General features: G+C 73.1%; 22 protein-coding genes and 1 pseudogene. 9 read left to right on the top strand and 14 right to left on the bottom strand.

The genetic code is table 11. The features are described from left to right. Positions 1-14 precede the first annotated feature (14 nt). Both CW362_RS08740 and CW362_RS08735 read left to right on the top strand, forming a co-directional pair. Complete coding sequence (locus tag CW362_RS08740) at positions 15-458, top strand: sortase (RefSeq protein WP_240657722.1); 444 nt, start codon at positions 15-17, stop codon at positions 456-458. A gap of 153 nt (positions 459-611) precedes the next feature. Further along, complete coding sequence (locus CW362_RS08735) at positions 612-1,241, top strand: class F sortase (RefSeq protein ID WP_103548835.1); 630 nt, start codon at positions 612-614, stop codon at positions 1,239-1,241. Here CW362_RS08735 and CW362_RS08730 read toward each other — a convergent pair. The 6 genes from CW362_RS08730 to CW362_RS08705 form a co-directional block, all read right to left on the bottom strand. Further along, positions 1,198-2,238 (bottom strand): SDR family oxidoreductase, encoded by a 1,041-nt coding sequence (locus CW362_RS08730; RefSeq protein WP_103548792.1) that lies wholly within the window; start codon positions 2,236-2,238, stop codon positions 1,198-1,200. The genes CW362_RS08735 and CW362_RS08730 overlap by 44 nt on opposite strands. A gap of 3 nt (positions 2,239-2,241) precedes the next feature. Then, positions 2,242-4,017 (bottom strand): glycoside hydrolase family 15 protein, encoded by a 1,776-nt coding sequence (locus CW362_RS08725; RefSeq protein ID WP_103548791.1) that lies wholly within the window; start codon positions 4,015-4,017, stop codon positions 2,242-2,244. 18 nt (positions 4,018-4,035) lie between these two features. Then, entirely contained in the window at positions 4,036-5,145 is a 1,110-nt protein-coding gene (locus CW362_RS08720) for an enolase C-terminal domain-like protein (RefSeq protein WP_103548790.1), read from the bottom strand. Continuing rightward, a complete protein-coding gene (locus CW362_RS08715; protein WP_103548789.1) occupies positions 5,142-6,965 on the bottom strand; it encodes a thiamine pyrophosphate-requiring protein in 1,824 nt (607 codons plus the stop codon). Before CW362_RS08715 ends, CW362_RS08720 begins: the two co-directional genes overlap by 4 nt. Before the next feature lie 132 nt (positions 6,966-7,097). Further along, a complete protein-coding gene (locus tag CW362_RS08710; RefSeq protein WP_103548788.1) occupies positions 7,098-10,178 on the bottom strand; it encodes an FAD-binding and (Fe-S)-binding domain-containing protein in 3,081 nt (1,026 codons plus the stop codon). Positions 10,179-10,318: 140 nt separating this feature from the next. Beyond that, on the bottom strand, positions 10,319-12,265 hold the full coding sequence (locus tag CW362_RS08705; protein ID WP_103548787.1) for a SpoIIE family protein phosphatase: 1,947 nt from the start codon (positions 12,263-12,265) through the stop codon (positions 10,319-10,321). A 315-nt stretch (positions 12,266-12,580) separates the two neighbouring features. On the opposite strand from CW362_RS08705, the gene CW362_RS08700 reads away from it, so the two are divergent. Then, positions 12,581-12,808: a hypothetical protein gene (locus CW362_RS08700; protein ID WP_103548786.1), complete on the top strand. Its 228-nt coding sequence runs from the start codon at positions 12,581-12,583 to the stop codon at positions 12,806-12,808. An 87-nt stretch (positions 12,809-12,895) separates the two neighbouring features. On the opposite strand, the gene CW362_RS08695 is transcribed toward CW362_RS08700, so the two are convergent. Next, the gene (locus tag CW362_RS08695) at positions 12,896-13,153 is read right to left on the bottom strand and encodes a hypothetical protein (protein ID WP_103548785.1); all 258 of its coding nucleotides are present in this window, start codon (positions 13,151-13,153) and stop codon (positions 12,896-12,898) included. A 286-nt stretch (positions 13,154-13,439) separates the two neighbouring features. Here CW362_RS08695 and CW362_RS08690 point away from each other — a divergent pair, with 286 nt between their 5' ends. Further along, positions 13,440-14,003: a hemerythrin domain-containing protein gene (locus CW362_RS08690; protein WP_103548784.1), complete on the top strand. Its 564-nt coding sequence runs from the start codon at positions 13,440-13,442 to the stop codon at positions 14,001-14,003. 107 nt (positions 14,004-14,110) lie between these two features. Here the strand turns inward: CW362_RS08690 and CW362_RS08685 are convergent, their stop codons facing one another. From CW362_RS08685 to CW362_RS08670, 4 genes are all read right to left on the bottom strand, one after another. Beyond that, a complete protein-coding gene (locus CW362_RS08685; protein ID WP_103548783.1) occupies positions 14,111-14,632 on the bottom strand; it encodes a hypothetical protein in 522 nt (173 codons plus the stop codon). A 166-nt stretch (positions 14,633-14,798) separates the two neighbouring features. Further along, positions 14,799-15,398 (bottom strand): flavodoxin family protein, encoded by a 600-nt coding sequence (locus CW362_RS08680; protein WP_103548782.1) that lies wholly within the window; start codon positions 15,396-15,398, stop codon positions 14,799-14,801. 96 nt (positions 15,399-15,494) lie between these two features. Continuing rightward, a complete protein-coding gene (locus CW362_RS08675; protein ID WP_103548781.1) occupies positions 15,495-16,313 on the bottom strand; it encodes a SigB/SigF/SigG family RNA polymerase sigma factor in 819 nt (272 codons plus the stop codon). 233 nt (positions 16,314-16,546) lie between these two features. Beyond that, complete coding sequence (locus CW362_RS08670; protein ID WP_240657726.1) at positions 16,547-18,610, bottom strand: SpoIIE family protein phosphatase; 2,064 nt, start codon at positions 18,608-18,610, stop codon at positions 16,547-16,549. Positions 18,611-19,171: 561 nt separating this feature from the next. On the opposite strand from CW362_RS08670, the gene CW362_RS08665 reads away from it, so the two are divergent. Genes CW362_RS08665 through CW362_RS08655 form a run of 3 tightly spaced genes read left to right on the top strand, consistent with a single transcriptional unit; the run spans position 19,172 to position 21,064 of the window. Then, positions 19,172-19,852, top strand: coding sequence for a HemK2/MTQ2 family protein methyltransferase (locus CW362_RS08665; RefSeq protein WP_103548779.1), 681 nt, complete (start codon positions 19,172-19,174; stop codon positions 19,850-19,852). Further along, positions 19,836-20,048 carry a CDGSH iron-sulfur domain-containing protein gene (locus tag CW362_RS08660; RefSeq protein WP_103548778.1) on the top strand — a complete coding sequence of 71 codons (213 nt, stop codon included), beginning with the start codon at positions 19,836-19,838 and terminating at the stop codon, positions 20,046-20,048. The genes CW362_RS08665 and CW362_RS08660 overlap by 17 nt, the downstream gene beginning before the upstream one ends. After that, entirely contained in the window at positions 20,045-21,064 is a 1,020-nt protein-coding gene (locus tag CW362_RS08655; RefSeq protein WP_103548777.1) for an iron-containing redox enzyme family protein, read from the top strand. Before CW362_RS08660 ends, CW362_RS08655 begins: the two co-directional genes overlap by 4 nt. Before the next feature lie 28 nt (positions 21,065-21,092). On the opposite strand, the gene CW362_RS08650 is transcribed toward CW362_RS08655, so the two are convergent. The 3 genes from CW362_RS08650 to CW362_RS08640 form a co-directional block, all read right to left on the bottom strand. Beyond that, positions 21,093-21,704 (bottom strand): cysteine hydrolase family protein, encoded by a 612-nt coding sequence (locus tag CW362_RS08650; RefSeq protein WP_206300896.1) that lies wholly within the window; start codon positions 21,702-21,704, stop codon positions 21,093-21,095. Between the two features lie 21 nt (positions 21,705-21,725). Continuing rightward, positions 21,726-22,682, bottom strand: coding sequence for a TIGR03557 family F420-dependent LLM class oxidoreductase (locus tag CW362_RS08645; protein WP_103548776.1), 957 nt, complete (start codon positions 22,680-22,682; stop codon positions 21,726-21,728). A gap of 103 nt (positions 22,683-22,785) precedes the next feature. Then, positions 22,786-23,112 (bottom strand): winged helix-turn-helix transcriptional regulator, encoded by a 327-nt coding sequence (locus tag CW362_RS08640; protein ID WP_103548775.1) that lies wholly within the window; start codon positions 23,110-23,112, stop codon positions 22,786-22,788. A 264-nt stretch (positions 23,113-23,376) separates the two neighbouring features. Here CW362_RS08640 and CW362_RS08635 point away from each other — a divergent pair, with 264 nt between their 5' ends. Together CW362_RS08635 and CW362_RS45580 are read left to right on the top strand one after the other, a co-directional pair. Further along, the gene (locus CW362_RS08635; protein ID WP_103548774.1) at positions 23,377-24,312 is read left to right on the top strand and encodes a PhzF family phenazine biosynthesis protein; all 936 of its coding nucleotides are present in this window, start codon (positions 23,377-23,379) and stop codon (positions 24,310-24,312) included. A gap of 238 nt (positions 24,313-24,550) precedes the next feature. Then, positions 24,551-24,864: pseudogene (locus CW362_RS45580) on the top strand (zinc-binding dehydrogenase); the annotation flags it as partial. Between the last annotated feature and the right edge of the window lie 12 nt (positions 24,865-24,876).

Raw genomic sequence — 24,876 nt, 5'->3', positions numbered from 1 at the left:
TGCTCCTCGGGGTCATGGCTCTACAGAGCCCGGCCGCCGTGGCCGCCGACGACACGGAACTCCGCATCAACCCGGGCAACGGCCTGCCGGGCTCCACCGTCACGGTCACCACCACGGCCTGCGGCCCGGACGTGACGTACGGCAAGGGCGAGTCGGCGGTGGGGGGCCAGTTCCACATGTTCGGAAGCGACCGCAAGGGCGTGCTCACGGGTGAGTTCCAGATCCCGGCGGAGGGGGCGTCCGGCACCGACACCGTCATCGTGAAGTGCCCGCCGCGGATCAAGCTCACGGACACGTACGAGATCGCGGAGCGGCAGCCGAACGGTGCCGTCCACGCCGGCTTCGGAGACGCCGGGGACACCGACACCCAGGTCGCCCTGGGCGGTGCGCTGATCACCGCGGCCGCGGCCGGGGCCCTGCTCAGGATGCGCCGCCGCTCGTACGGCACCCGGTCCTGACCCTCCGCTCCCGCCACCTCGGCACGGCGTCCGTTCCCTGGACCGCGGGAACGGGCCCCGTCCGGCTCCCTCCAGGCAAGAGGCCCCACCGTGAAGGAATCCAGGGACGAGGCCGGTACGCCTCCGCGCACGTTCGTCCCGCCGAGCGCGTATCTGATCCTGGCGCTGGTGGCGGGCGTCCTGCTGGTGCTGGGCACCCTGGTCGACAGACGGCCCCCGCAGCCCTCGGCCGACCAGGCCTTCTCCACTCCGCCGGCGGGCCTCGCCGCCCCGCCGGCGCACCCCGTCCACCCGCCGCTGCCGTCCGCCGAACCCGTCCGGCTCCGTATCCCCGCGATCGGTGTGGACGCGGCCCTGGCACGGCTGGGCCTCGACAGGGCGGGGGCCCTGCGGCCCCCGCCCGAGGGCGACCCCGGTCTCGCCGGCTGGTACGGCGGGGGCACGACACCCGGTTCGCGGGGCACCGCCGTGACCACGGGGCACGTGGACACGCGCGACGGACGCCGCGGTGTCTTCTACCGGCTCGGCGCCGTCACCAAGGGCGAGACGGTCGAGGTCGCCCGGGTGGACGGCCGTACCGCCGTCTTCACCGTCGACGCGGTGGAGGTCTACGACAGGGACCACTTCCCCAACGGGAAGGTCTACGGCGGCTCCGGGCGGCCCGAACTCCGTGTGATCACCTGCGGGGGCCAGGCCGGGGACGGCGGATACCGCGGCAACGTGGTGGTGTACGCGACCCTCACCGCCGTACGAGGGCCAGGGGGCCGCGCCGTGGGGCGGTAGCGTGCCGTCCGGCCAGTCCGGCCCTCGCGGCGGCGGCGACGCCGACGGCGAGCACGGAGGCGACCGCGGCCGGGTGCCGGGCCAGTGCCGCCTCCAGTGACCAGCGGTGCGAGACGCCGTCGAAGACGCCGTGGGCGCCGTGGTCCGTGCCCTGGACGCCGTCGGCGGGCTCGTGGAGGTTGTGCTCACCGCTCGGCCGCCGGTCGGTCTGCTGGGAGTCGAAGCCGGTGCGGGCCAGGTAGCGGTCGAGCAGGGCGGGGGCCATGCGGTTGGCCCAGATCGTCGCGAGGGTGGTGGCGCCGACGTAGTACTGCTTGCGGCGCGGATGGTCGGCGGCGTGCGCGATGCCGCGGGCGGCCACCTCCGGCTGGTAGATCGGCGGAACCGGCTGCGGGTGCCTGGGCAGACGGGAGGAGACCCAGGAGAACTGCGGGGTGTTGACGGCGGGCAGCTGCGCGATCGTGACGTGGACGTTGCTGCCGCGGTGCCGCAGTTCGGTGCGCAGCGAGGAGGTGAACCCGTTGACGGCGTGCTTGGCCCCGCAGTAGACGGACTGCAGGGGTACCGCCCGCTCGCCCAGCGCGGAACCCACCTGCACGATCGTGCCCCGGTCGAGGGGCAGCATCCGCTCCAGCGCGGCCCGGGTGCCGTTGACGAAGCCCAGGTACGTCACCTCGGTGGCCCGCCGGTACTCCTCGGGGGTGATCTCCTCGAACGGCGCGAACACGGTGCTGAACGCGCAGTTGATCCAGACGTCGAGGGGGCCGAACAGCTCCGTGGCCGCCGTGGCCGCCGCGTCCACCTGTTCCGGATCGGCCACGTCGGCGACCTGGACCAGGGGACGTCCGCCCAGGGCGGCGACCTCCTCGGCGGCCGCCTCCAGCCCGGCCCGGCCACGGGCGATCAGGACGACGTCGGCGCCGCGCCCGGCGTACAGGCGCGCCGTGGCACGGCCGATGCCGGCGCTGGCTCCGGTGATGACGACGGTCTGGGTCATGTGTCAACTCCTTGTCCGGTGACGGTTGTCGTGGCGGGCGGGCTCCTCGGCCAGGCGGGCGGCGGTCTCCAGCAGGAGCGCGTGCACGAAGGCCTGCGGAAGGTTGCCGCGCAGTTGGCGCTGGGCGATGTCGAACTCCTCCGCGTACAGGCCCGACGCCCCGCAGGCGTCGTGGTTGCGTTCGAACCAGCGGTGGGCCTCGACCGCGCCGCCCTGCCGGTGTTCGGCCAGTGCCATCACGAAGCCGCACAGCAGGAAGGCGCCCTCCGCTTCCCGCAGGGGTCTGTCGTCGTGGCGGAACCGGTAGACGAAGTGGTCGTCGGTGAGCCGTTCCCGGCACGCGGTGAGGGTGGCGCGGGTGCGGGGGTCGTCGGCGGGCAGGGCCCCGCGCAGCGCGGGCAGCAGCAGCGCGGCGTCGACCGCGGTGTCGTCGGGTGTGCGCTGCCAGTACCCGTCGGGGTGCACGCTGCTCGCCGCGGCCTCCTCGAACAGGGTGTCGGCGAGCCGGGTGCAGGTGTCCGCGAGCGGCCGGCGGGGTGCCGCCGCGGCCAGGGCCCGCAGTCCCGCGACGCAGGTGAGCCGGCTGTGCGTCCAGGGCCGGTGGTCCAGCTCCCAGATGCCCGCGTCCGGTTCCCGCCACCGGGCGGCGACGGCCCGCACCGCGGTCTCGGCGGCCCGCCGGGCGTCGGCGTCGAGCCGGTCCAGGCGTTCGGCGGCGGCGAACAGCAGCAGTGCCTCGCCGAAGCAGTCCAGCTGGAACTGCTCGCGCACGTGGTTGCCGATCCGGCTGAAGCCTCCCGGATAGCCGGGCAGGTCGAGGTCCCGCTGACCGGGGACGGGTGCGCCGTGCACGGTGTAGGCGGGTGCCAGGTGCGGGCCGTCGGCGAGCAGCCGTTCGCCGACGAACCGGACCGCCGCGTCGAGGAGTTCGGGGGCGCCGGTGGCGGCCGCGGCCTGTCCCGCGTAGCTCTGGTCGCGGATCCACACGTACCGGTAGTCGTAGTTGCGGCCGGCCTCGGCGCGTTCGGGCAGGCTGGTGGTGGCCGCGGCGGCCATGCCGCCGCCGCGGGCGGTCAGACCGCGCAGGACGGTGTACGCGCGCCGGGCGTCACGGGTGGCGATGGTGTGCTCCAGTTCGGGCACCGCCCGCCGCCAGGCCCGTTCGGTGGTGTCCCAGGCATGCCGCGCCGTCGGCGGGCTGTGCGGGAGGGGTGCGTCGGAGCACTCGAGGACGAGGTCGTGCCGCCTGCCGGGCCGCAGTTCGAGATCGGCGACCAGGGCTTCGTCGCGGAACGCCGCCGACGGGGCACCCTGCCAGCGCAGACGGTGGCGGCCGGTGGTCAGGTGCCAGACGCCGTCGTCGTCACGGTGGGTGGAGGACAGCGGGGCCCGTCCGTAGTCCGCGCTCGGGGCGAGTACGACGTGGACGCGCGCGGCACCGTCGACGGCGATCAGCTGCCGCAGCAGGACGAGACGGTTCTCCTCGCCGGGGAAGGCCAGGGCGTCGCGGCACTCGACGACGCCCTCGGTGGTGACCCAGCGGCTGCGCCAGATCAGCGTGCCGTCCTCGTAGTAGCCGCCGGGGACCCAGGGGCTGGTCGGGGTCACCGCGTAGACGCCTCGGCCGCCGATGAGGGAGGCGAAGACGGCCTCGTCGTGCCAGGCGGGCGCGCAGAGCCAGTTGACGGCGCCGTCCGGTCCGACCAGGGCGCCGCGCTCCCCGTCCGCGAGCAGGGCGTAGTCGTGCAGCGCGTGCGGTGGGTGGGACGTCGTGGTCATCGGTGCCGCCTCCTGGTGTCAGCCGACGCGGTAGGGCCGGGCGCGCTCGTGGTCGAGCGTCAGGCCCAGTCCCGGCGTGCCGTCGTCGCCGGGTGTGAGGGCGCCGCCGTCGGGGGTGAGGGTGCCGTCGAAGAGGAGGCGCTCGATGCGGACGTGGTCGTGGAACCACTCCAGGTGCCGCAGGTTGGGCACGGCCGCGGCGGCGTGGGCGTGGGCGTGCGGGGCGCAGTGGCCCGAGATCTCGATGCCCCGGGCCTGGGCGAGGGCGGCGGCGCGCAGCCACACGGTGATGCCGCCGCAGCGTGTGACGTCGGCCTGGAGGCAGTCCACGGCACCGGCGGCGAGCATGTGCTCGAAGTAGGGCAGCGTGTAGCCGTATTCGCCGGCCGTCACGTCCTGGGACACCTGGGCGCGGATACGGGCGAGGGTGGTGAGGTGGTCGGAGGAGACCGGTTCCTCGAACCAGGTCACCCCGTCGTCGACGATCGCCCGGCCGACGCGGAGGGCCTGTTTGGCGTCGTAGCCGCCGTTGGCGTCGACGTACAGGTCCACGCGGTCGCCGACGACGGTACGTGCCCGGCCCACGCGCCGCAGGTCCCGGTCCTCCCGGCGCCCCCACGACTCGCCGATCTTGATCTTGACACGGGGGATGCCCTCCTCCTCGGTCCAGCCGCGCAGTTGGCGTTCGAGCCGCTGGTCGTCGTAGGTGGTGAAGCCGCCGCTCCCGTAGAGCGGCACCTCCTGGCGGGCGGCACCGAGGAGCCGGACCAGGGGCAGGCCGAGCAGGCGTGCCTTGAGGTCCCACAGGGCGATGTCGACGGCGGCGATCGCCTGGGCGCACACGCCGGGCAGGCCCGCGTTGCGCACGGCCCGGTGCATGGCCTCGTTCGTGCCGGGCACGTCCAGCGCCGGCCGCCCGGTGACGACGCCCGCGAGGAGGTCGTCGACGACGCGGGCGGTGGCGGCGGGCGCGTAGGTGTAGCCGAGGCCCGTGACAGGGCCGCAGCGGACCTCGGCCAGGACGAGGGTGGTGCTGTCCCAGGCCAAGGTGCCGTCGGCCTCGGGCGCGTCGGTGGGAACGGTGAACACCGCGGTGTCCACCCGCTCCACGACCGGGGTGTCGCTCACGTGTCGTCCTCGGCTCCGGGCCGGTCCTCCCGGTGCCGGCGGCCGGGCAGGAACTCCTGCACCTTGGCCTTGAAGCCCTGGCGGACCATGTCGGTGCGGTCGCTGTCGCCCTTGACGACGGAAAGGGCCGCCGCCTCGATCTGGTCGAGACCGGCGTGCGGCGGGATCGGTGGCACGGCGGGGTCGGTGACGAAGTCCAGCACGCAGGGCCGGTCGGCGGCGAGCGCGGTCTTCCAGGCGCCCTGGACGTCGTCCGGCCGCTCGATCCGGATGCCCTCCAGGCCGAACAGGCGGGCGGCGTCGGCGTAGGGGACGTCGGGGATCGACTGGGAGGGCAGGAACTGCGGGGCTCCGGACATGGCGCGCATCTCCCAGGTGACCTGGTTGAGGTCGCGGTTGTTCAGCACCGCCACGATCAGGCGCGGGTCGGCCCACTCGCGCCAGTACTTGGCGATCGTGATCAGCTCGGCCATGCCGTTCATCTGCATGGCCCCGTCGCCGACGAGCGCGATGGCCGGGCGGTCGCCGTGGGCGAACTTCGCGCCGATGACGTACGGCACTCCGGGGCCCATGGTGGCCAGGGTGCCGGACAGCGAGCCGCGCATGGCGCCGCGCAGCCTCAGGTGCCGGGCGTACCAGTTGGCGGCGGAGCCGGAGTCGGCGGCGAGGATGACGTCGTCGGGCAGCAGGTCGTTCAGGGTGTGCACGACGTACTCCGGGTTGACGGGGTCCGCGTCGACGGCGGCGCGCCGTTGCATGACCTCCCACCAGCGGGCCGTGTCCTTCTCGATCTTCTTGCGCCAGCTCTTGTCCCCGCCGCCCTTCAGCAGCGGCAGCAGCCGGGTCAGGGTCTCGCGGGCGTCGCCGACGAGGTTCACCTCGAAGGGGTAGCGCAGGCCGACCATGTGCGGGTCGATGTCGATCTGCACGGCGCGTGCCTGCCCGAACTCCGGCAGGAACTGGGTGTACGGGAAGGAGGAGCCGATGACGAGGAGGGTGTCGCAGCCGGTCATCATCTCGTACGACGGCCGGGTGCCGAGCAGGCCGATGGAGCCGGTGACGTAGGGCAGTTCGTCGTCGAGGGCGTCCTTGCCGAGCAGGGCCTTGGCGACCCCGGCACGCAGCCGGTCGGCGACGGCCATGACCTCGGTGCGGGCACCGCGGGCGCCCTGGCCGACCAGGATCGCGACCTTGTCGCCCGCGTTCAGGACCTCGGCGGCACGGGCGAGGTCGTCGTCGCCCGGCACCGGCGCGTAGTGGGGCATGCCGAGGCTGGAGGGGACCATCTTGAAGGCGTGCTCGGGCGGCGTGTAGTCGAGCTCCTGCACGTCGGCCGGGATGATGACCGCGGCCACGGAGCGGCGGGCCATGGCGGTGCGCAGGGCGCGGTCGAGCACGTTGGGCAGTTGTTCGGGGACGGTGACCATTTCGCAGAAGTCGGAGGCGACGTCCTTGTAGAGGCTCAGCAGGTCGACCTCCTGCTGGTAGGAGCCGCCCATGGCGCTGCGGTTGGTCTGTCCGACGATCGCGACGACGGGCACGTGGTCGAGCTTGGCGTCGTACAGGCCGTTGAGGAGGTGGATGGCGCCGGGCCCGGAGGTCGCGGCGCACACGCCGACCCGGCCGGAGAACTTGGCGTAGCCGACGGCCTGGAACGCGGCCATCTCTTCGTGGCGGGCCTGGACGAACCGCGGGTTGTCGTCGGCGCGGCCCCAGGCGGCGAGCAGTCCGTTGATGCCGTCGCCGGGGTAGGCGAAGACGTGCTCCACTCCCCAGTCGCGCAGACGCTCGAGAACGTGGTCGGAGACCTTCTTCGACATGATGGGGGACCTTTCGGTTTTCCGGGGTCAGAGGGTTCGGGGTCGCGGGCGGTCTCGACGGGTGCCGGGGCCTGACGGGTTCCCGGTCCGGGCGCGCGGTCCCGGTGCGTACCGGTCCCGGGCCGGGCCCGGTCAGGGGCGGCGGCAGCGCCTGTGGACGGCCCGTCCGGCCGTGGTCACGAGGCCGGCCGCGAGTGCCGTGGCGCCCGCGGTGGCCGCCCACCGGGCCGCGCCGGAGGGCGGGCCGGGCCGTCGGCCGAGGCTTTCGGGGTACCGGCCGGGCAGGTTCCCGTCGAGACCGAGGGCGAGCGCTTCGGCCAGGTGCAGGGCCCGGCGGCCGGTGTCGCCCTGTTCGATCTGGGTGCGGCAGCTGAAGCCGTCGGCGAGGACCAGGCTGCCGGTGGCTGTCCCGCGGACGGCGGGCAGGACGCCTTGTTCGGCGACGGCCATGGACACCTCGTGGTGGCCGCGTTCGAAGCCGAAGTTGCCGGCCAGCCCGCAGCAGCCCTCGTCCAGGACGTCGGCGTCGACGTGCGCCCGGCGCATCAGTTCCCGGTCGGCGTCGAACTTCATGACCGCGTGCTGGTGGCAGTGGGTCTGCACGGTCGCCCGCCGGGCGAGTTCCGGCGGCCGCCAGCCCTCGGGGGCGTGGTGGACGAGCTGCTCGGCGAGGGTCCGGACCTGGCCCGCCAGCCGCCTGACGTCCTGGTCGGCGGGCATCAGCTCCACGGCGTCGGACCGGAACACGGCGGTGCAGGACGGTTCCAGACCGATGATCGGGGTTCCCGCGTCCAGGTAGGGCCGCAGCACGTCGAGGGTGCGTCGCAGCACCTTCTGGGCGGTCGACAGCTGGCCGGTGGAGATCCAGGTCAGCCCGCAGCAGACGGGCTGCGTGGGTACGGCGACCTCGAACCCCGCGTCCTCCAGGACCCGTACGGCCGAGATCGCGACGGAGGGGTGGAAGTGGTTGCCGAAGGTGTCGGGCCACAGCACGACGGTCCTCGGACCGGCCGGATCCGGCTCGGTTCCGCCACGCTCCTTCCACCACTGGACGAAGGACTGCCGTGCGAACACGGGGGCCTGCCGCTCCCCCGCGACCCCCGCCAGCCGTTTGCCCGCACGCGCCAGTACGGGGGCGTGGAGGACCGTGTTGACCAGGGACGGAGCGATCCGGGAGAGCCGCGCCCACAGCGGCAGCCAGCCCATCGCGTAATGGGCGGCGGGGCGCAGCCGCCCCTCGTAGTGGTGGGAGAGGAACTCGGCCTTGTAGGTGGCCATGTCGACGCCCACCGGGCAGTCCGACTTGCAGCCCTTGCAGGCCAGGCACAGATCGAGGGCGTCCTTCACCTCGGTGGAACGCCACCCGTCGGTGATCACCGAGTCCTCGTGTCCGCCGAGCATCTCGAACAGCAGCCGGGCCCGGCCCCGGGTGGAGTGCTCCTCCTCCCTGGTGGCGCGGTAGGACGGGCACATCACACCGCCCTCCTGGGTGCGGCAGTTGCCGATCCCGACACAGCGCATCACGGCGCGGGTGAAGGAGTGGTCGTCCTCCGGGTAGTCGAAGTGTGTCCCGGGGGTGTCCGGGCGCCAGGTGGGTCCGAGCCGCAGCTGCCCGTCGACCGGGTTCGGGTCGACGACCTTGCCCGGGTTCATCCGGTTCCCGGGGTCGAACAGTGTCTTCAGCTCCCCGAAGGCGGTCACCAGCCGGGTGCCGAACATCCGGGTCAGCAGCTCGCCCCGGGACTGGCCGTCGCCGTGCTCGCCGGACAGGGACCCGCCGTACGAGGTCACGAGGTCGGCCGCGCGTTCCACGAAGCGCCGGAAGGCGGCGACGCCCTCGGCGGTCCTCAGCCCGAACGGGATACGGGTGTGCACGCAGCCCTGGCCGAAGTGCCCGTACAGGGACGGGTGGTCGTAGCCGAACTCCTCGAAGAGGCCCTTCAGGTCGCGCAGGTAGTCGCCGAGCCGCTCGGGCGGGACGGCGGAGTCCTCCCAGCCCTCCCAGGTCTCGCGGTCGTCCGGTGGCCGCGCCGTGACGCCGAGCCCGGCCTCGCGGGCCCTGAGCATCCGCTGCTCGCGCTCGGGGTCGTCGGAGAAGGCGACGTCCGCGTCCTTCTCGCTGCGTCCGATCGCGCGCAGCAGCGCGTGCGCCTGCTCGTCGACGTCCTCCTGGCTGTCGCCGCTGTACTGCACGAGCAGCCAGCTGTCGCCCTCGGGGAGGACGTCGAGCGATTCGAGGTGGGCGCCTTCCTCGCGCATCAGCTGCGCCATCCGGCCGTCCAGCCCTTCGAGCTGGCTGGGGTTGCAGTGCTCCAGCAGCCGGGCGACGTCGTCCCCGGCACGGCAGATGTCCTCGTAGCCGAGGACGAGCAGCGACTGCCGGCGCGGCACCGGCACCAGGTCGAGTTCCGCGCGCAGGACGGTGACCAGGGTGCCCTCGCTGCCGACCAGGGCGCGGGCGACGTCGAAGCCGTTCTCCGGCAGCAGCGAGTCCAGGTTGTAGCCGGAGACGCGGCGCGGGATCTTCGGGTAGCCGCGCCGGATGTCGGCCAGGTACTCGCCGGCGATGCGGTCCAGGCCGTCGTACAGCTCGGCCTTCCGCCCGCCCTCGGCGGCGATCCGGGCCCGTTCGGCCTTCGAGGTCGGCCCCACCCAGGTGCGCAGTCCGTCGTAGGTGAGGATCTCCAGCCGGCGGACGTTGTCGACGGTCTTGCCGTACGCCTGCGCCGAGGATCCGCAGGAGTTGTTGCCGATCATCCCTCCCAGCGCGCAGTGGCTGTGCGTGGAGGGTTTCGGGCCGAACTGCAGCCGGTGGCCGGCGAGTCGCCGGTTGAGCTCGTCCAGGACGATGCCCGGCTCGACCACACAGGTGCGGGCGTCGGGGTCCACCGAGACCAGGGCGTCGCAGTACTTCGTCCAGTCGATGACGACGGCGGTGTTGGTGGTCTGGCCGGCCAGGCTGGTGCCGCCGCCGCGTGACAGGACCGGCGCGCCGAAACGGGCGCACACCTCGACCGCCCGGGCCCCCGCCTCGACGTTGCGCGGTACGACGACGCCGATCGGCACCTGGCGGTAGTTGGAGCCGTCCGTGACGTACGCGCCTCTGCTCCCGGCGTCGAACCTGACCTCGCCGTCCACGCCTTCACGCAGCGCGGCCCGCAGCCCGGCCACGTCGAGCGCCGGGGTCTTCGGGGAACGCGTGGAACTCGTCACGGGCGAACCGCCTCCTGCTTCGGTCAGGGTCTCGGACGACCGGCCCGGGAACCGCCGGCTGCGCGCCGAGTACCCGTCCGCGGGAGCAGCAAAGGTGCGTTTTTCCGTCGCCGTCGCACGGGACGGGAGGCCATGTCCGGTCACGGGGCCGTGTCATGGGTGTAGGGAAGGTCGGCCAGGTCGAGAACGCTCGCGGCGACGGAGCCGGCCGAGGCGATCAGGGTCAGTCCGGTCCGGCCGTTCCTCCCGCAGAGCGCGGCGGTGTCGTGGAGCACCCGCACCCCGGCACCGGCCAGGTGGGTGACGGCGGACAGGTCGACGGTGAGGTCGGTGGTGCCGCCGTGGGAGGCGGACATCAGACCCGCCCTCAGCCGGGGCGCGGTCGTGGTGTCGACGCCGCCGCGGACGACGAGCCGCCCGACGGTGTCGGGCTCCTCCTCGATCCGCAGTTCCCCCGGTCTGGTGGCCGTCGGCGCGGTGCCTGTGGCGACGGTGACGTGACGGCGCAGCCGATGGCTGATCCGCACCGTCGTCCCCTTGTCCGTGGAGGCGTCACCGCGGTCGACGGTGAAGGCACCGGTGAACAGCTCCACCATGGCCAGTCCCCGTCCCCTCAGCGGGTCCGGCTGGCCCCCGTCGGACCAGCTGCCGTGGTCGGCGACCTCGACGACGGCCGTACCATCCTCCGTCAGACGGGCGCGCACCCGCACGCTTCTGTCGGTGTCCGGGGGCTCCGCCTCCGTGTAGGCGTGGTCGACCGCGTTGGTGACGAGTTCCACGACGGCGTGCTGGACGGCGGTCTCGTCCTCGTCGCAGCACCCCAGCTGCAGCAGCCATCGGCCCAGTTCGAACTGAATGGCGCGGACGCTGTCGACGACCGCGGGCAGGACCGTCTCGAAGGCGGGTACGGGCGGGGTGCGGTGGGCGGCGAGCAGGGTGGCGTCCTCGCCGTGCCCGCCCTCGCACAGCAGAACCTCGAGCGTCCGTGCCGCGGCGCCCGGCGGACCTCCTTGCCCGAAGGCGCGCTCCAGGAGAGTGCCCGCGGCTGTCGTGGCCGGCGCGGTACGGCCCGGGGACGGAGTGACGCCGGGACGCTCGCCGACGCCCTCGGTGTACAGCAGGACCACGCCGCCGTCCGGCGTCCGGTCGTCCTGGTCCCGGTAGGAGGCGCCCGTGCCCAACGGGCCCGCTCCGTGGGCGAGGTACCTCGTGGTCCCGTCGGGAGCGACCAGCAGCGGTGCCGGATGCCCCGCCGAGGCGTACACCAGCCGTCCGTCGCCCGGCACCAGCACGGCGACGCAGCAGGTGGCCGCGCGTGCTCCCGGCACCCGTTCGGTGAAGCGGTCCGCGGCGGCCAGCGCGGCGGCCGGGCCCTCACCGCTGCGGAGCCGCTCGAGCACGACGGTCCGCAGCTGGCTCATCGCGGCGGAGGCGGCCGCGTCATGGCCGACGACGTCCCCCACGACCAGAGCGACCCGGCCGCCCGGCAGATCCACCACGCCGAACCAGTCGCCGCCCGCCCTCCTGCCGGGTTCGGCCGACAGGAGGGCGGACACCCGCACCGACGGCAGCACCGGGAGGTACTCGGGGAACAGGGCCCGCTGCAGTTCGACGACCGTCTCGCGCGCCTGTGCGCAACGATGTTCCGCTTCCTCGGTCCGATCGCGGGCCGCCTGCCGTTCGTGAACCCGGTCGGTCACGTCGGCGACGAACACGGAGACGCCCTTCACCGTGCCGTCCGCGCCCGTGCGAGGGGAGGCGGTGCAGTCGTAGAAGCCCTCCACCACCCGGCCGCCGGTGTTCGTCCGGACGCACCACTCGCGCGAGGACTCCGTCCGTCCGGTGGCCAGCACGCGGTCGTAGACCTCGTGCACCCGCTGTTCCACCGACTCCGGAAGGACGGCGTGCGGGGTCGCACCGGCGGGAGCGGCACGGTCAGCACCGGCCCGGAAGGCGCCGTTCGCCGCCACGACGCGGTGCTCGGGTCCTTCCAGGCCGGCCATCATCAGCGGCATCTGCTCGAACACCGCACGGACTACGTCCGCGTCACCGGTCGCGGCGGCTGTCCCGTCCTCGGTGTTCGCCATGTGGCTCACTCCAACCGTGGTGCGGGCCGCGCTCCGCCCACCGGAACGGCGCCCACCCCGTGCGGTGACCACCCTTGCCGTCGGCCGGGTGCCTCACGTCCTTGACGCGGGTGCGGTGGTGCGGCCCCGGTACGGGTGTGCCCTCCCAGTTCCCACGACGTCCCCTCCCACACGGCGAGCGTCCGGTGATTCGCCCGCGCCGGCGGGGGAACCCGGTGTGGGTTCTTCGGACGGCGCCCGCCGGCTCCGGAGATCCGGCCGCGTCCGCCGGGCGACCGCCCCGCGGGGCACGGAGGCGGGAAAGGAGGGCGGCTCGTGCAGTACGAGTTGCGGGCGGAGTACGCGGAAGGGATCCCGCCCGGGTCGGCCGACGCCCGGGTCGCGCTCTGGCACATGACGGAGGCGGGCGCGACCGTGTCGCTCTGCGGGCGTCAGCTCGATCCGGCCGCCTGGACACAGCCGTCCACCGCCTGGGGCACCGACGCGTCGGATCCCTTCTGCCCCGAATGCGGCGTGAAGTATCTGCGCATGAACTCCGGCTGAGACCTCCGGACGCGGGCCGGCGTCACCGGCACGCTCTCCGCAACACGCGCTCCCGGCGGGCCGCGCCCGCTCGCCACCGGGGCGGATTCACCCGGATCCCGGCTGCCGCGCGCTCACGGGCCAGGGGTCGGACCACAGCGACCAGACCTCCGGCCCTCCGCCGTACCACTCGATGACCTCCCACTCGGCGACGTCGACCTCGTCCATGTCGTCCCAGCCCGCCGCGTTCAGCAGCTCGGTCAGGGCTCGCAGGCTCTGGGCCTCGCCCATGGGCTTTCCGTCCACCCACACCTGACGGCCGTCGCGTCTCGTGGGCGGGCAAACCATCACGGACCGCTCGCTCATGTCCGACCTCCTGGGTCTCACCGCGCTTCTCCGCGCCGGACAGGGGGTACCCGTGGCCCGGGGCTCCTCCCCTCGCACCCGGCGCACGAGCCCGACGCCGGGGTGGGGCAGGGGCCCTGCGAGTGTCCTCCAGCCACGGCCTCAAACGTCCCGGCGCCCTCTCGACGGCGCCGGGGAACCGGTGCCGTCCCCCGGCACGGAAACTCGTGTCAACCGGCGACCGATGGGCACCCGGAAGCCCCGGGCGGATCATCCAGGAGCCGTCACCGCTGGAAAGGCTGAGGACATGGGTCACGGTGGAAACGTCATCGACGAGCTGATGACCGATCATCGGGAGGTCGAGGAGATCTTCGGGCGCATCGACCGCTGCGCGCCCGGTGACAAGAACCGGAAGGTCTACGCGGACCAGGCGACGATGGAACTGGTGCGCCATTCGGTGGCCGAGGAGGCCTACCTGTACCCGGCCGTGCGCCGGCACCTGCCGAACGGTGACACGCTGGCCGACAGGGAGATCGAGGACCACTCCAAGGCCGAGCAGATCATGAAGGACCTGGAGAGCTACGAGGCCGGCGATCCCGAGTTCGACCGGCTCGTCGGAACCCTGATGCTCGAGATCCGGGCCCACATCGCCGACGAGGAGCAGAACCTCTTCCCCATGCTGCGCGCCGCGTGCCCTCCGGAGGCCCTGGACGATCTCGGGGACAAGGTGCGCCAGGCCAAGAAGGTGGCGCCGACCCGCCCCCACCCGTCCGCCCCCGACACTCCGCCCGCCAACAAGCTCCTGGCCCCGGGCGTCGGCATGGTCGACCGGCTGCGTGACGCCCTGAGCGGCCGCGGGAAGCTGGACTGAAAGGCCTCCGCAGAGCCGGCGCCGCGAACCGCCGGTGTCCTGTCCGCCCGCACGGCGTCTCGCGGTCGTGCGGGCGGACGGACGTCCGGAGCGGAGAACGCCCCCCGTCAGGCCACGAGCGCGCGCCCCTGTCCCAGGAGGCCGATGAGCTCCTCGCGGTGCAGGGCCGCCACCGGGGCGAGCAGGTCGGGGTGGCGCAGCAGCGCCGCCGCCCGCCGGTCGTGGTCGTCCGGTGACCGCAGACGCCCGAATTCCACGGGAGCGATCCTGACGTGGTCGCCGGCGGCGAGTGCGGTGACCGCCAGCCCGGCCAGCCGGGCGTCGGTCAGGAGTGACGCGGCCCAGCTCACCACGGCCTCGTCCACCCAGGTGCGCCAGGCGTCGTCCTCCGCGCCGTCGGCGGTGTCCGCGCCGACCGTCCAGTCGAGCCTTCCGGCACCCCCCGGACCGGCCATCGCGACCAGGGCGGCGTCCATCGGTGTCGGGTAACGCAGCCACGCCGCCACGGTGACGGCCTGGCGCGCCTGGGCCTCGCAGAGGGCGGAGGCGAACGGCCCGCCGCAGGCGGGATAGGCGCGCGTCAGCCATTGCGTGGCCGCCGCGATGAGCGGGGAGAGATCTGCGAGCACTGCCGGCCCTCCGGGAACCGCCGAGAGGATGAACTTCCTGCCGGGAACGGTAGCCCTGATGAGGGGCGGCGCGATGTGGCCCGGCCCTCGATGCCGGGGTGTCGTCGGACACAGCGGCGGCCACCGGCCCGCCGGGCGGGCCGGTGGCCGTGGTGCGCTCAGCCGCTCAGCCGGGCGGGTACGGGTGCTCCTTGAGCCGGCGGGCCAGGTGGACCGCGTTGACGGCGAGCGTGCGTGTCGTCTTCCTCACCGCGTCGGGGGTCTTCTCGAGGTCCTGGTAGTCGGTCCCCTGCTGGGCCTCGCCGACCCAGTAGGTGACCGCTCCGGGCGCCAGGGAGAAACCGACGTCGTTGAGGCCCTGGAAGAGGTCGGCGCTCACCTTGTGGGCGCCGTCCTCGTTGCCGACGACGGCGACGGCGGCGACCTTGTCGTAGGTGAGCATGCGCCCCTCGTCGTCGGTCTCCGAGAGCTCGGCGTCCAGGCGCTCCAGTACGCGCTGGCAGATGCTCGACGGGTGCCCGAGCCAGATCGGTGTGGCGAGGACGAGGATGTCGGCCTCCAGCACCCGCTCGCGCAGCCGGGGCCACTGGTCGCCGTCGCCCATGTCCGTCTCCACGCCCGGCCGGACGTCGAAGTCCGCGACCCGCACCACCTCACCCTGGACTCCGAGATCATCCAGTTCCGTCATGATCTGCTCGGCGAGCAGATGACTGCTGGAGGGCGTGGGTGAGGCGTTCAACGAGCAGACGAGGGAGAGTGCGCGCATGACAGTGGGCTCCTCGGTCGTGACGGGCCACGGGCCCGTGGGCTCGTGGATGGTCGGTGGGGTCCGGGTCCCCGGATCGCGGGTTCCCGGGAAGCACTACTTGAGTGCCTCGTGCCGGACGTGGGCGCAGCTGCGGCTGATGATCCGGGAGACGTGCATCTGGGAGATGCCGAGCTTGTCCGCTATGCGGCTCTGCGTCATGTCCTCGAAGAAGCGCATGTACAGCACGGCACGTTCCCGTTCGGGCAGCCGGCGCAGTTCCAGCTTGGCCGCCTCGCGGTCGACGACGACGTCGTACGAGGAGTCCGCCGCGCCCAGGACGTCCCCGAGGCTGCTCGTGCCGCCGTCACCCGGTGTGGCGTCCAGGGAGAGGGTGCTGAAGCTCTCCAGGGCTCCCAGGCCGGCGGTCACCTCCTCCTCGGTCAGGCCCGTGTGGGCGGCGATCTCGGACGTGGACGGTTCCGGGGCGCCCGGCCGCTGGCTCAGTTCACGGCGGGCCACGCGGACCTGGTTGCGCAGTTCCTGCACCCGGCGGGGCACGCGCAGAGCCCACATGCGGTCCCTGAAGTGCCGCTTCACCTCGCCGGTGATGGTCGGCACGGCGTAGCTCTCGAAGGCGCCCCGGGTCGGGTCGAACCGGTCGACAGCCTTGATCAGGCCTACCGCGGCCACCTGGTTCAGGTCCTCCACCGTCTCGCCGCGGTTGCGGAAACGGCCGGCGATCCGGTGGGCCATGGGCAGCCACGCCCTCACCAGTTCGTCACGCACGGCGTCACGCTCGGGGCCCGCTTCCAGACGTACCAGGCGTGTGAAGAGCGCGGGGGTGCAAATACGGTCGTCGTGCGTGTGCCGCGGGTGGCGGCCCGCGAAGCCGTCAGGGCGACGAGGACTGCCGATGGTCGTGTCGGTGAGCATGCGGGTCGCTCCTGAGCGGTGGGTTCACGCCCGGTCGACAGGACTCGTCCCGTGGACCCTGCCTGAACGTGGAGTCAGGTTCGCCGATGCGAGAAGCGCTGTTCGGACCGTCGAAGGCCGTGGCGGCCGGCGCCTCCCGCTGGGTGCGCGCCTCCGGTCCGAAGCACGGACGTCCGAGTGCCCTCGGCTCGCGACCGCAAACCCCCGTGGCCGACGCCTTTCGGCCGCGGGGTTCAGGCCTCACCGGTCTTCAGCAGCAGAACCGCGATGTCGTCGGTCGGCAGGCCGTGGGGCCAGGAATGGTGGATGAGCTTGTCGACGAGCCGGTCCGGACGGGATCCGCCCGCGAGGAGCTGTGCGAGACCGCTCGTCATCCGGTCGAGATCGGTGCCGGGTACCTCGACCAGTCCGTCGGTGTACAGGGCGAGGGTCGTCCCCGGGGGCATCGGGACCGTGGTGATCGGGTACGGGAGGTCGACACCGATACCGAGCAACGGACCCGGATCGATCTCCAGCACGCCGGGGCGTTGCCCGGGCCGGTGCAGGAGGGGCGGCGGGTGGCCGGCGCTGGCCAGGCTCATCCGCCGACGGTCCAGGTCGATGTGCGCGTACAGGCAGGAGACGAGGAGGTCGGGCTCCAGGTCCGCGAGGACCCGGTTGGTGCGGGCGAGCACTTCGTCGGGCCGGGCGCCCGCGGTGGCGTGGACGGCCGTACGGACCTGTCCCATGAGCGCCGCGGCCGCCATGTTGTGACCCTGGACGTCGCCGATGACGGCCGCCGCGGTCGCGCGGTCGAGCCGGATGAGGTCGTAGAAGTCGCCGCCCACGTCCATGCCGTGGCCGGCCGGAAGATACCGTGCCGCCACCTCCAGCCCGTCGAGGGCGGGCAGGCTCCGCGGGAGGAGGGCCTGCTGGAGCGTGTGGGCCAGGGCGTGCTTCGCGTCGTAGAGGCGTGCCCGGTCGAGGGCCTGGGCGACGAGGCCGCCCAGCGACGTGAGGACGGCCCGGTCCTCCGCCGTGAAGGTGTGGGGGCGGGCGTAGGTGAGGATGCAGCAGCCGACGGGGCGCGCGTCGCTGACGAGGGGGAGGAAGGCCCAGGCCTGCTTGCCGCTGATCCGGGGTGCGGAGGGGTAGTCCCGGGCGAGTTCGTCGGGGTCGGCGAAGAACAGGGGGTTTCCGCTGATCAGCGCCTCACCCGCGGGTGTGAGGCCGGTGTCCACGGGAAGCCCGTCGAGGCGTTCGATGGTCCGCGGGTCGTAACCGTGGTGGCCGACGATCTTCAGGCGCCCGGCGTCGGCCGTGGACAGGACCATGCCGTCGGCCCCGAAGGCGGGAAGGATCTGGACGGCGATCAGGTCGACCACGTCCTGTACGCCGATCACGTCCGTCAGGGCCGCCGCCAGGTGCACCAGCTGGTACAGACGGCCCACGGACGCCCCGGGCGGTGGGACCGCGGCGGGGGCGGCCGTGCCGGGCGGATCACCGGGCCGCGACAGGCGGGGCTTCACCCGGACGCTGATACCGCTGGAATCGGGGTGGAGCTCGATGTCGAGCCAGGTGTCCGGCGGCCGCAGCACGGTGAAGCCGACGGGCTCACGGCTGATGACCGCGGTGCGGTAGTGGTCCTCGACGAGGACCTGGTCCATCCAGGGCAGGGACTGCCAGGGCCGTGTTCCCAGGAGCCGGCTGACGTGGCGGCCGAGGAGGGACGCGGCCCGCGCGGTGAGAAAAGTGATCCTGCCCTCCAGGTCGAGGGCCACGAAGCCTTCCGGCAACCGTTCCATGAGATCGGCGGGCGCGTGGGCGGAGAGCGAGAAGCTCTCGGAAGCGCCGTCCATGGGAATCATGCGGGGCTCGTCGGGCAGCACGAGTTTCCTGCCGGCCTCTTCCAGCACCCGGGCGACGCGCCGACCGAGGGCTGCGAGGTTCCCCCTCTCCCTGGGCGAGGCCCGGCCGGAGTGGCCGGCGGGCCAGATCAGGAACAGCGCGCCCCAGCGGCTGCGGCCGGTGATCGGTGCCGCCGCGGAAGTGAACCGGTAGGGCAGCGCCGCCGCGGTCTGCGGATAGGAGAGGGCCATCTCCTCCTGCGAGCCGACCCAGACCACACGGTCCTCACGGAACGCGTCACCGACCGGGGCGGACGCCGTCACGGGCACCTGCCGCCAGGGCGCGACGACATCGCCGGGCAGCCCGCACGCCACCTTCAGGCCCAGCAGCCGCCCGGTCTCGTCCACCAGGTAGATGCCCCCGCCCGACGCGCCGGTTCGACGCACGGCGACCGCGAGCGCCTCTTCCAGAAGCTCGATACCGCTCGGCTCGTCGGCATCGCCCGTCTTCTCGGCAGCACCCGGCTCGTCGGCGCGGCTCGGCTCCTCCGCACGGACGGACGTCACCCTCCTCGGGTCGGTCGACACAGCGGCGAGCCTCCTTCCGCAGCCACACTCGACGGTCCGGTCCACGTACTCGGCCTGCTCACAGGGCGGTGCCGCCCCCCGGGGAGCTACCCGTCCGGCCACCATGTCCGCGCGATGTCCTTTCGGACCTCGGGACGCAGACGCCGGTCCGTCTCCTCAAGCGTGCGACGACTGGAATCGGACTTCTTGTCGGGCTTCTTCTGCACCGTCTCACGACGCATCTTTCTGCCTCCTCACTCCTCCATCACTCCTAAGTTCCGCAATATCAATGATTTAGGCATATTTCATCCCCATTGGTGAAATATCATCCTCCTTTTCCTGTGCGGGTTCTCCCCGTGGGCAGGGCGCCTCCGTTACGTCTGACGCTCAGGGGTACCCGTGTGCCGTCGTCGGCCCTCGGTCGGCCCGACCGCCCCCTCGAACACGTCCGGAAAGGAGCCCGCCATGACCACCGGGTTCGCCCCCGTCGCCGCCGCCCGGTTCCGCTGCTGGGTCCCGCCGGGGGTCTACCGCCCGCAGACGGACACGGGACTGCTCGGGCGGGCGTTGCGCCGGGAACCGATCACCGACGGCACCGAGGTCCTGGACCTCGGCACCGGCAGCGGCGCGCTCGCGGTGGAGGCGGGCCGCCTGGGCGCCCGGGTGACGGCGGTGGACATCTCCTGGCTCGCGCTGGCCGCCGCGTGGTGCAACGGGCTGCTGAACGGGCAACGGGTGAAGGTGCGCCACGGCGACCTGACGGCAGCCGTACCGGGCCGTCGGTTCGACCTCGTGGTCACCAACCCCCCGTACGTGCCCGCCCCCGGCGACGGCCCGCCCCGGGGCCGCATCCGCGCGTGGGACGCCGGTACGGACGGCCGCCTCCTGATCGACCGGATCTGCGCGGCGGCCCCGTCGGTGCTGCGCCCGGCGGGGCGGCTGCTGATGGTGCATTCGCACCTGAGCGGCGTCGAGGAGACGCTGGCCCGGCTGCGCGCGGGCGGTCTGCGCGCGGAGGTCGCCGAACGGGCCCGGCTGCCCTTCGGCCCCGTACTGCGCTCCCGGCTCGGCTGGCTGCGCGAGCGCGGGCTTCTGGACGGCCGCACGAACGAGGAACTGGTGGTGATCCGTGCCGAACACGCCTGAACGTCCCCGCCGCGTCCGCGTCCAGCGCGAGGGCCCGATCCTCGTGGAGGGACCGGTGGAAATCGTCGGCGAGGACGGTGAGTCGACCGTCTCGCGGCGGTTCGTGGTGGCCGTCTGCACCTGCCGCCGTACCCGCACCCCGCCCTGGTGCGACACCAGCCACCGCCGCCGTACGAAACCGGACGCGGCGTCATGACCGGCGTGCGCCTGCCGGAACCGCGCGGCCCGCTCTCGGCCGCGCTCCTCGCCGCGCTCCGCGGACCGGACACGGCCTTCCCACCGGTTCCCGCCGACGCCTACGGCGACGATCCCCAACTCGCCCTGTACGTCCTCTACGAACTCCACTACCGCGGCTTCGACGGTGTGGCGGACGACCGCGAATGGGAGCCCCGGCTCCTCGCCCTGCGAGCCGCGTTGGAGGACCGTTTCCTCCGCGCGTTGCGTGCGGACGCGCCGGTCGGCCCGTCCGACACCGCGGGGGCCGCGCTCGACGAGCTCCAGCTCGAACCCGTCGGAGAGGCGGACGGCAGCCCGTCCCACTTCCTCCACGACCACGGCACCCTCGAACACGCCCGGGAGTACGCGGCGTTGCGCTCGCTCTACCACCTCAAGGAGGCCGATCCGCACGCCTGGGTGATCCCCCGGCTGCGCGGGCGGGCCAAGGCGGCCATGGTCGCGGTGGAGTTCGACGAGTTCGGCGCGGGCCGCGCGGACGAGATCCACGCACGGCTCTTCGCCGACCTGATGGACGACCTGGACCTGGACACCTCCTACGGCCGCTACCTGGACGCCGCTCCGGCCGAAGCGCTGGCCACCGTCAACCTCATGTCCCTCTTCGGCCTGCACCGCTCCCTGCGCGGGGCGCTCGTGGGCCACTTCGCGACCGTCGAGGTGACCTCCTCCCCCGCCTCCCGCCGCCTGGCCCAGGCGCTGAGCCGGCTGAACGCCGGTCCGGCGGCCGTCCGGTTCTACACCGAGCACGTCGAGGCGGACGCGGTGCACGAACAGGTCGTGCGGCACGAGGTCGTCGCCGGACTGCTGGCGGACGAGCCGTGGCTGGAGACGGACGTGGTGTTCGGGATCCGCGCCACCGGCCACCTGGAGGACCGGCTGGCCACGCGGCTGCTGACCGCCTGGCGCGACGGCCGGTCCGCCCTGCGCGCGAACCACGTCACCCGTCCGTCGCGAGCGCGGCCGCGCGAAGGAACGTGACGGTCGTCGCCGTCGGCCGCCCGTACGCTCACGGCGGGCCCCCGGCCCCGCCCCGAGTCCCCCCGGGTGCGGGGCCGGGGGCACTTCGGAAGGTGACGTCCTCCGCCTCGACGATCCTGGCACCCATGTTGCACTCCATCATCTCCAGCGCGGCGGCCTCCAGATGCGGGTGGATGGACGCGACCGCGTCCCTGGGCACCGTGATCTCGAAGTGACGGATGTGCGCGTCCAGGGCGGAGTACAGGACGCACTGCTCGGTTACCTGGCCGGTCAGCACGAGCGTTCCGGCGCCGAGCTGCCGCAGCAGGTACGACAGGGGCGTGTCGTAGAAGATCGAGTGCCTGGTCTTCACCACGAAGAGGGAGTCGTCGGCCGGCCGGATCGGTTCCACCAGATCGGCGTGCGGCCGGGAGAGGGCGGCTTCCACGAGTTCCCCGTGATGAGAGCGCCAGAGACCGAAGTTGTCGTTCGCGTAGATCACCGGCACCTCGGCGTCCCGGGCCCGGTCGATCAGCCGCGCCAGCACCGGTACGACCCGCTCGGCGGCGGGCGTCAGCAGCTCGGCGTCCTCGTACTCGTACGTGTTGACCATGTCGATGACGATCAGCGCGCTGCCGTCCGTCTCTCCGGAGCCGGACACGACGTCCACCACCTCGTGCGATCAGCTCCGCAGCCGCGGCAGGACCTTGGTGCGGTAGAAGTCGAAGAAGCCCTGCTGTTCCTTGCCGATCTGACTGACGTACACACCGTCGAACCCGGCGTCGACGAACGCGGCCAGCGCCTCGACGTGGGCGTCCGGGTCGTCGCCGCACGGCACCGACCGGGCCACCTGCTCCTCCGTGACCAGCTGTGACGCCTGCTCGAAGTGACGTGGCGCGGGCAGCACTTGCGCGAGTTCGCCCGGCAGCCGCTCGTTGGCCCACAGCCGGTGCGCGGTGCGGACCGCCTCCCGCTCGTCGACACCCCAGCAGACCTTGAGCCCGCCGAGCACAGGTCCGGTGCCGCCACCGCCACGCCGGAACCGCTGCACCAGGGACTCGTCCGGCATCATCGTGATCAGCCCGTCGCCGATGCGCGCGGCGACCTCGGCGGCCTGCGGTCCGAACGCCGAGACGTCGATCGGCACCGGTTCGTCGGGCAGCGTGTACAGACGGGCGTTCTCCACGGTGTAGTGCCTGCCGTGGTGACTGGTCTGCTCGCCGGTGAACAGCTGCCGGATGATCTGGAGCGCCTCCTCCAGCATCTCCAGCCGTACCGGCGCCTCGGGCCACACCGTGCCGAGGATGTGCTCGTTGAGGGCCTCTCCCGTGCCCACCCCCAGCCGGAAGCGTCCGCCGAGCTGCACCGCGGCGGTCGCGGCCGCCTGGGCGATCACGGCCGGGTGCGTACGCACGAGCGGGCACGTCACCGCCGTCTCGACGGGCAGCGAGACCGCCTGGGACAGGGCGCCGACGACGGACCACACGAACGGGCTCTGGCCCTGCTCGTCGTTCCACGGATGGTAGTGATCCGATATCCACAGGGACTGGAATCCGGCCTGCTCGGCCATGCGCGCCTGCTCGACGAGTTCCGCCGGAGTGTGCTCCTCGCACGACAGGAAATATCCGAAGTCGGTCATCGCCCCTCCCACGGGACCGGTTTTCCGATGGGAACCGTGGCCGGGTACCCATCGGCGGCCCCGATGTGCACGGGGCCGCCGAGAAGGGAGTGGATTCCCGTGACTACGGGGAGGGCCGCGGGGTGTCCCGGCCGGTGGGGCGCGGAGCGGGACCGGCGGCCCGTTCCTGTTCCCGCGCCCAGGCGGTCGCCCATTCGTCGAGCGGGCGGAGCGCGTGGCCGAGGGCCGTTCCCGTCCGGGTGAGGCCGTAGCCGTCGGCTGACCGGGCGACGATCCCGCTCGCCGTGAGTTCGCGGAGGCGCTGGTAGAGGACGCTGGACGACAGGCCTTCGCACCGCGCCAGCAGCGCGCGGGCACCGAGCGGGCCGGCACGCAGCTCCCAGAGGATGCGCAGGGCCCATCGACGGCCGAACAGGTCCATGGCGGCCATGATCGGACGGCCGGTCGCCGAGCCGCGGACCGGTTCCCCTGGGCGAGGTGTCGGCATGACCCTCCTTGCGTTTCGTTATTCGAAACACTAGCATCCGGCCTCACGCTTCTCATTTCCGAACGAGCCGGACGCCGGAGCAAGCCGGACGGGAGGGCCGATGCCGCGGACAGTCCCGCCGGAACCGCCGGGCTCCGATCACGTCGGCACGCTGTCCGCCCGCGGGCACGAGGTGCTCCGCTCCGCCGTGCTCCTTGCCCTCGTCCGATGAGCCGCCCCTCCTCCCGGTCGCCGTCGGGCCGGGACGGCCTGCCCGTCACGATCGTGCACGCGTGCCTGCGCGAGGGCCGGGGCGGCAGTCCGACGGCGGTCGTGGACGAGGCGTCCGCGGCCGGGACCGGCCGCCCGCTGACCGACGAGGAGCGCCGCCGCGTGCCCGCCCTGGCCGGCACCTCTCACGCGGTCTTCCTCTCGGACGGTCGCGGCCCCGTCGGGGGCGGGGACGAACCGCCCGCGGCCCCGGCGCGCTTCTTCACCACGGAGGGCGAACTGCCCGCGTGCGGCCACGGCACCGTGGCGGCCCTGGCCTTCCTCGCCGCGCGTGCGGACCACGGGGAGTACCGGGCCGGCCTGCGGGTGTCCGGGCGGGCCGTCGAGGGACGCGCGGTTCCCGGGGCCCCGACGTCCTTCGACGTCACCTTCGGAACGGGTCCGGTGCGCCTGCGCGAGCCCACGCAGGAGGAACTCGCGCTGCTCCTCCCCCTGCTGGGACTCCCCGCGGCAGCGGGCCCGGGAGCCCGCGTCGCCACACTGGGACGTCCGCGACTGCTCGTCCCCGTCACCACCCGGTCCGCCCTCGCCTCCCTGTCCCCGTCTCCCGGCCCGCTCGCCGCCGCCTGCGACCGTCTGGGCCTGCTGGGCTGTTTCGTCCACTCCCCCGGGCCGACCACGGCCCGGGTCGCGGCCCGTATGTTCGCCCCCTCGATCGGCGTGACCGAGGACATCGTCAACGTGAACAGTTCCGCCTGCCTGGCCGCCCACCTGCTCGCCCGTCACGGCACGCCCCGGATCGACGTCGACATGGGCGACGCCCTGGGCCGTCCCTCCACCGTCACGGCCGGCGCGCGTCGGGGTCTGGCAGGTCTGCCGGTCGACGTCACCGGCGTCGCGAAGCTCGGGCAGGTGCTGCGCCTGCCGAGGTAGCCGCCCTGTCCGACGAGGCGCGCCCCTCTCCCAGGAGGGCTCCCGGTCGCCGCCCGGTCGACCGTGACCGGCGGGTCCACGAGGCACGCGACCTCGTCCACCGCTCCGCCCGGGAACGCGAGGCCGGAGGGCACCCGGTTCCCGGTTCCCGCTTCCCGCTGCGGGTTCGTGGCCGAGTCCGTCGTCAGCGCGGGGCCGTCGGGGTCAGGGGGGCGCCCTCCCTGTCGGCTCGTCCGCTCTCCGCGACGTCGACCTCGTCGTCGACACGGTCGGCGGCCCCGAGAGCAGGCGCTTCCTGCGAACGATCGAGCGCGGCGGCTCCCAGTTCGCCGTGATGCCCGGGGTTTTCGACGAGGAGGAGAACACGCGGCTGGGCGTCACGGTCTCGAGCGGGCAGGTCCGCTCGAGCGGCGCGCAGCTCGGGCAGCTGGGGCGACTGCTCGACGCGGGCACGATCCGTGTCGCGATCGACAGCACCTACACGCTCGCCGATGCCCGGGCAGCCCATGAACGCGCTGCCCGCGGACACATACGGGCAAGATCGTGCTCACGGCGGTCTGGAAG

It is taken from the genome of Streptomyces populi (assembly GCF_002911015.1).
Lineage (GTDB): Bacteria > Actinomycetota > Actinomycetes > Streptomycetales > Streptomycetaceae > Streptomyces > Streptomyces populi.
This window is presented reverse-complemented; position numbering and strand designations above follow the sequence as displayed.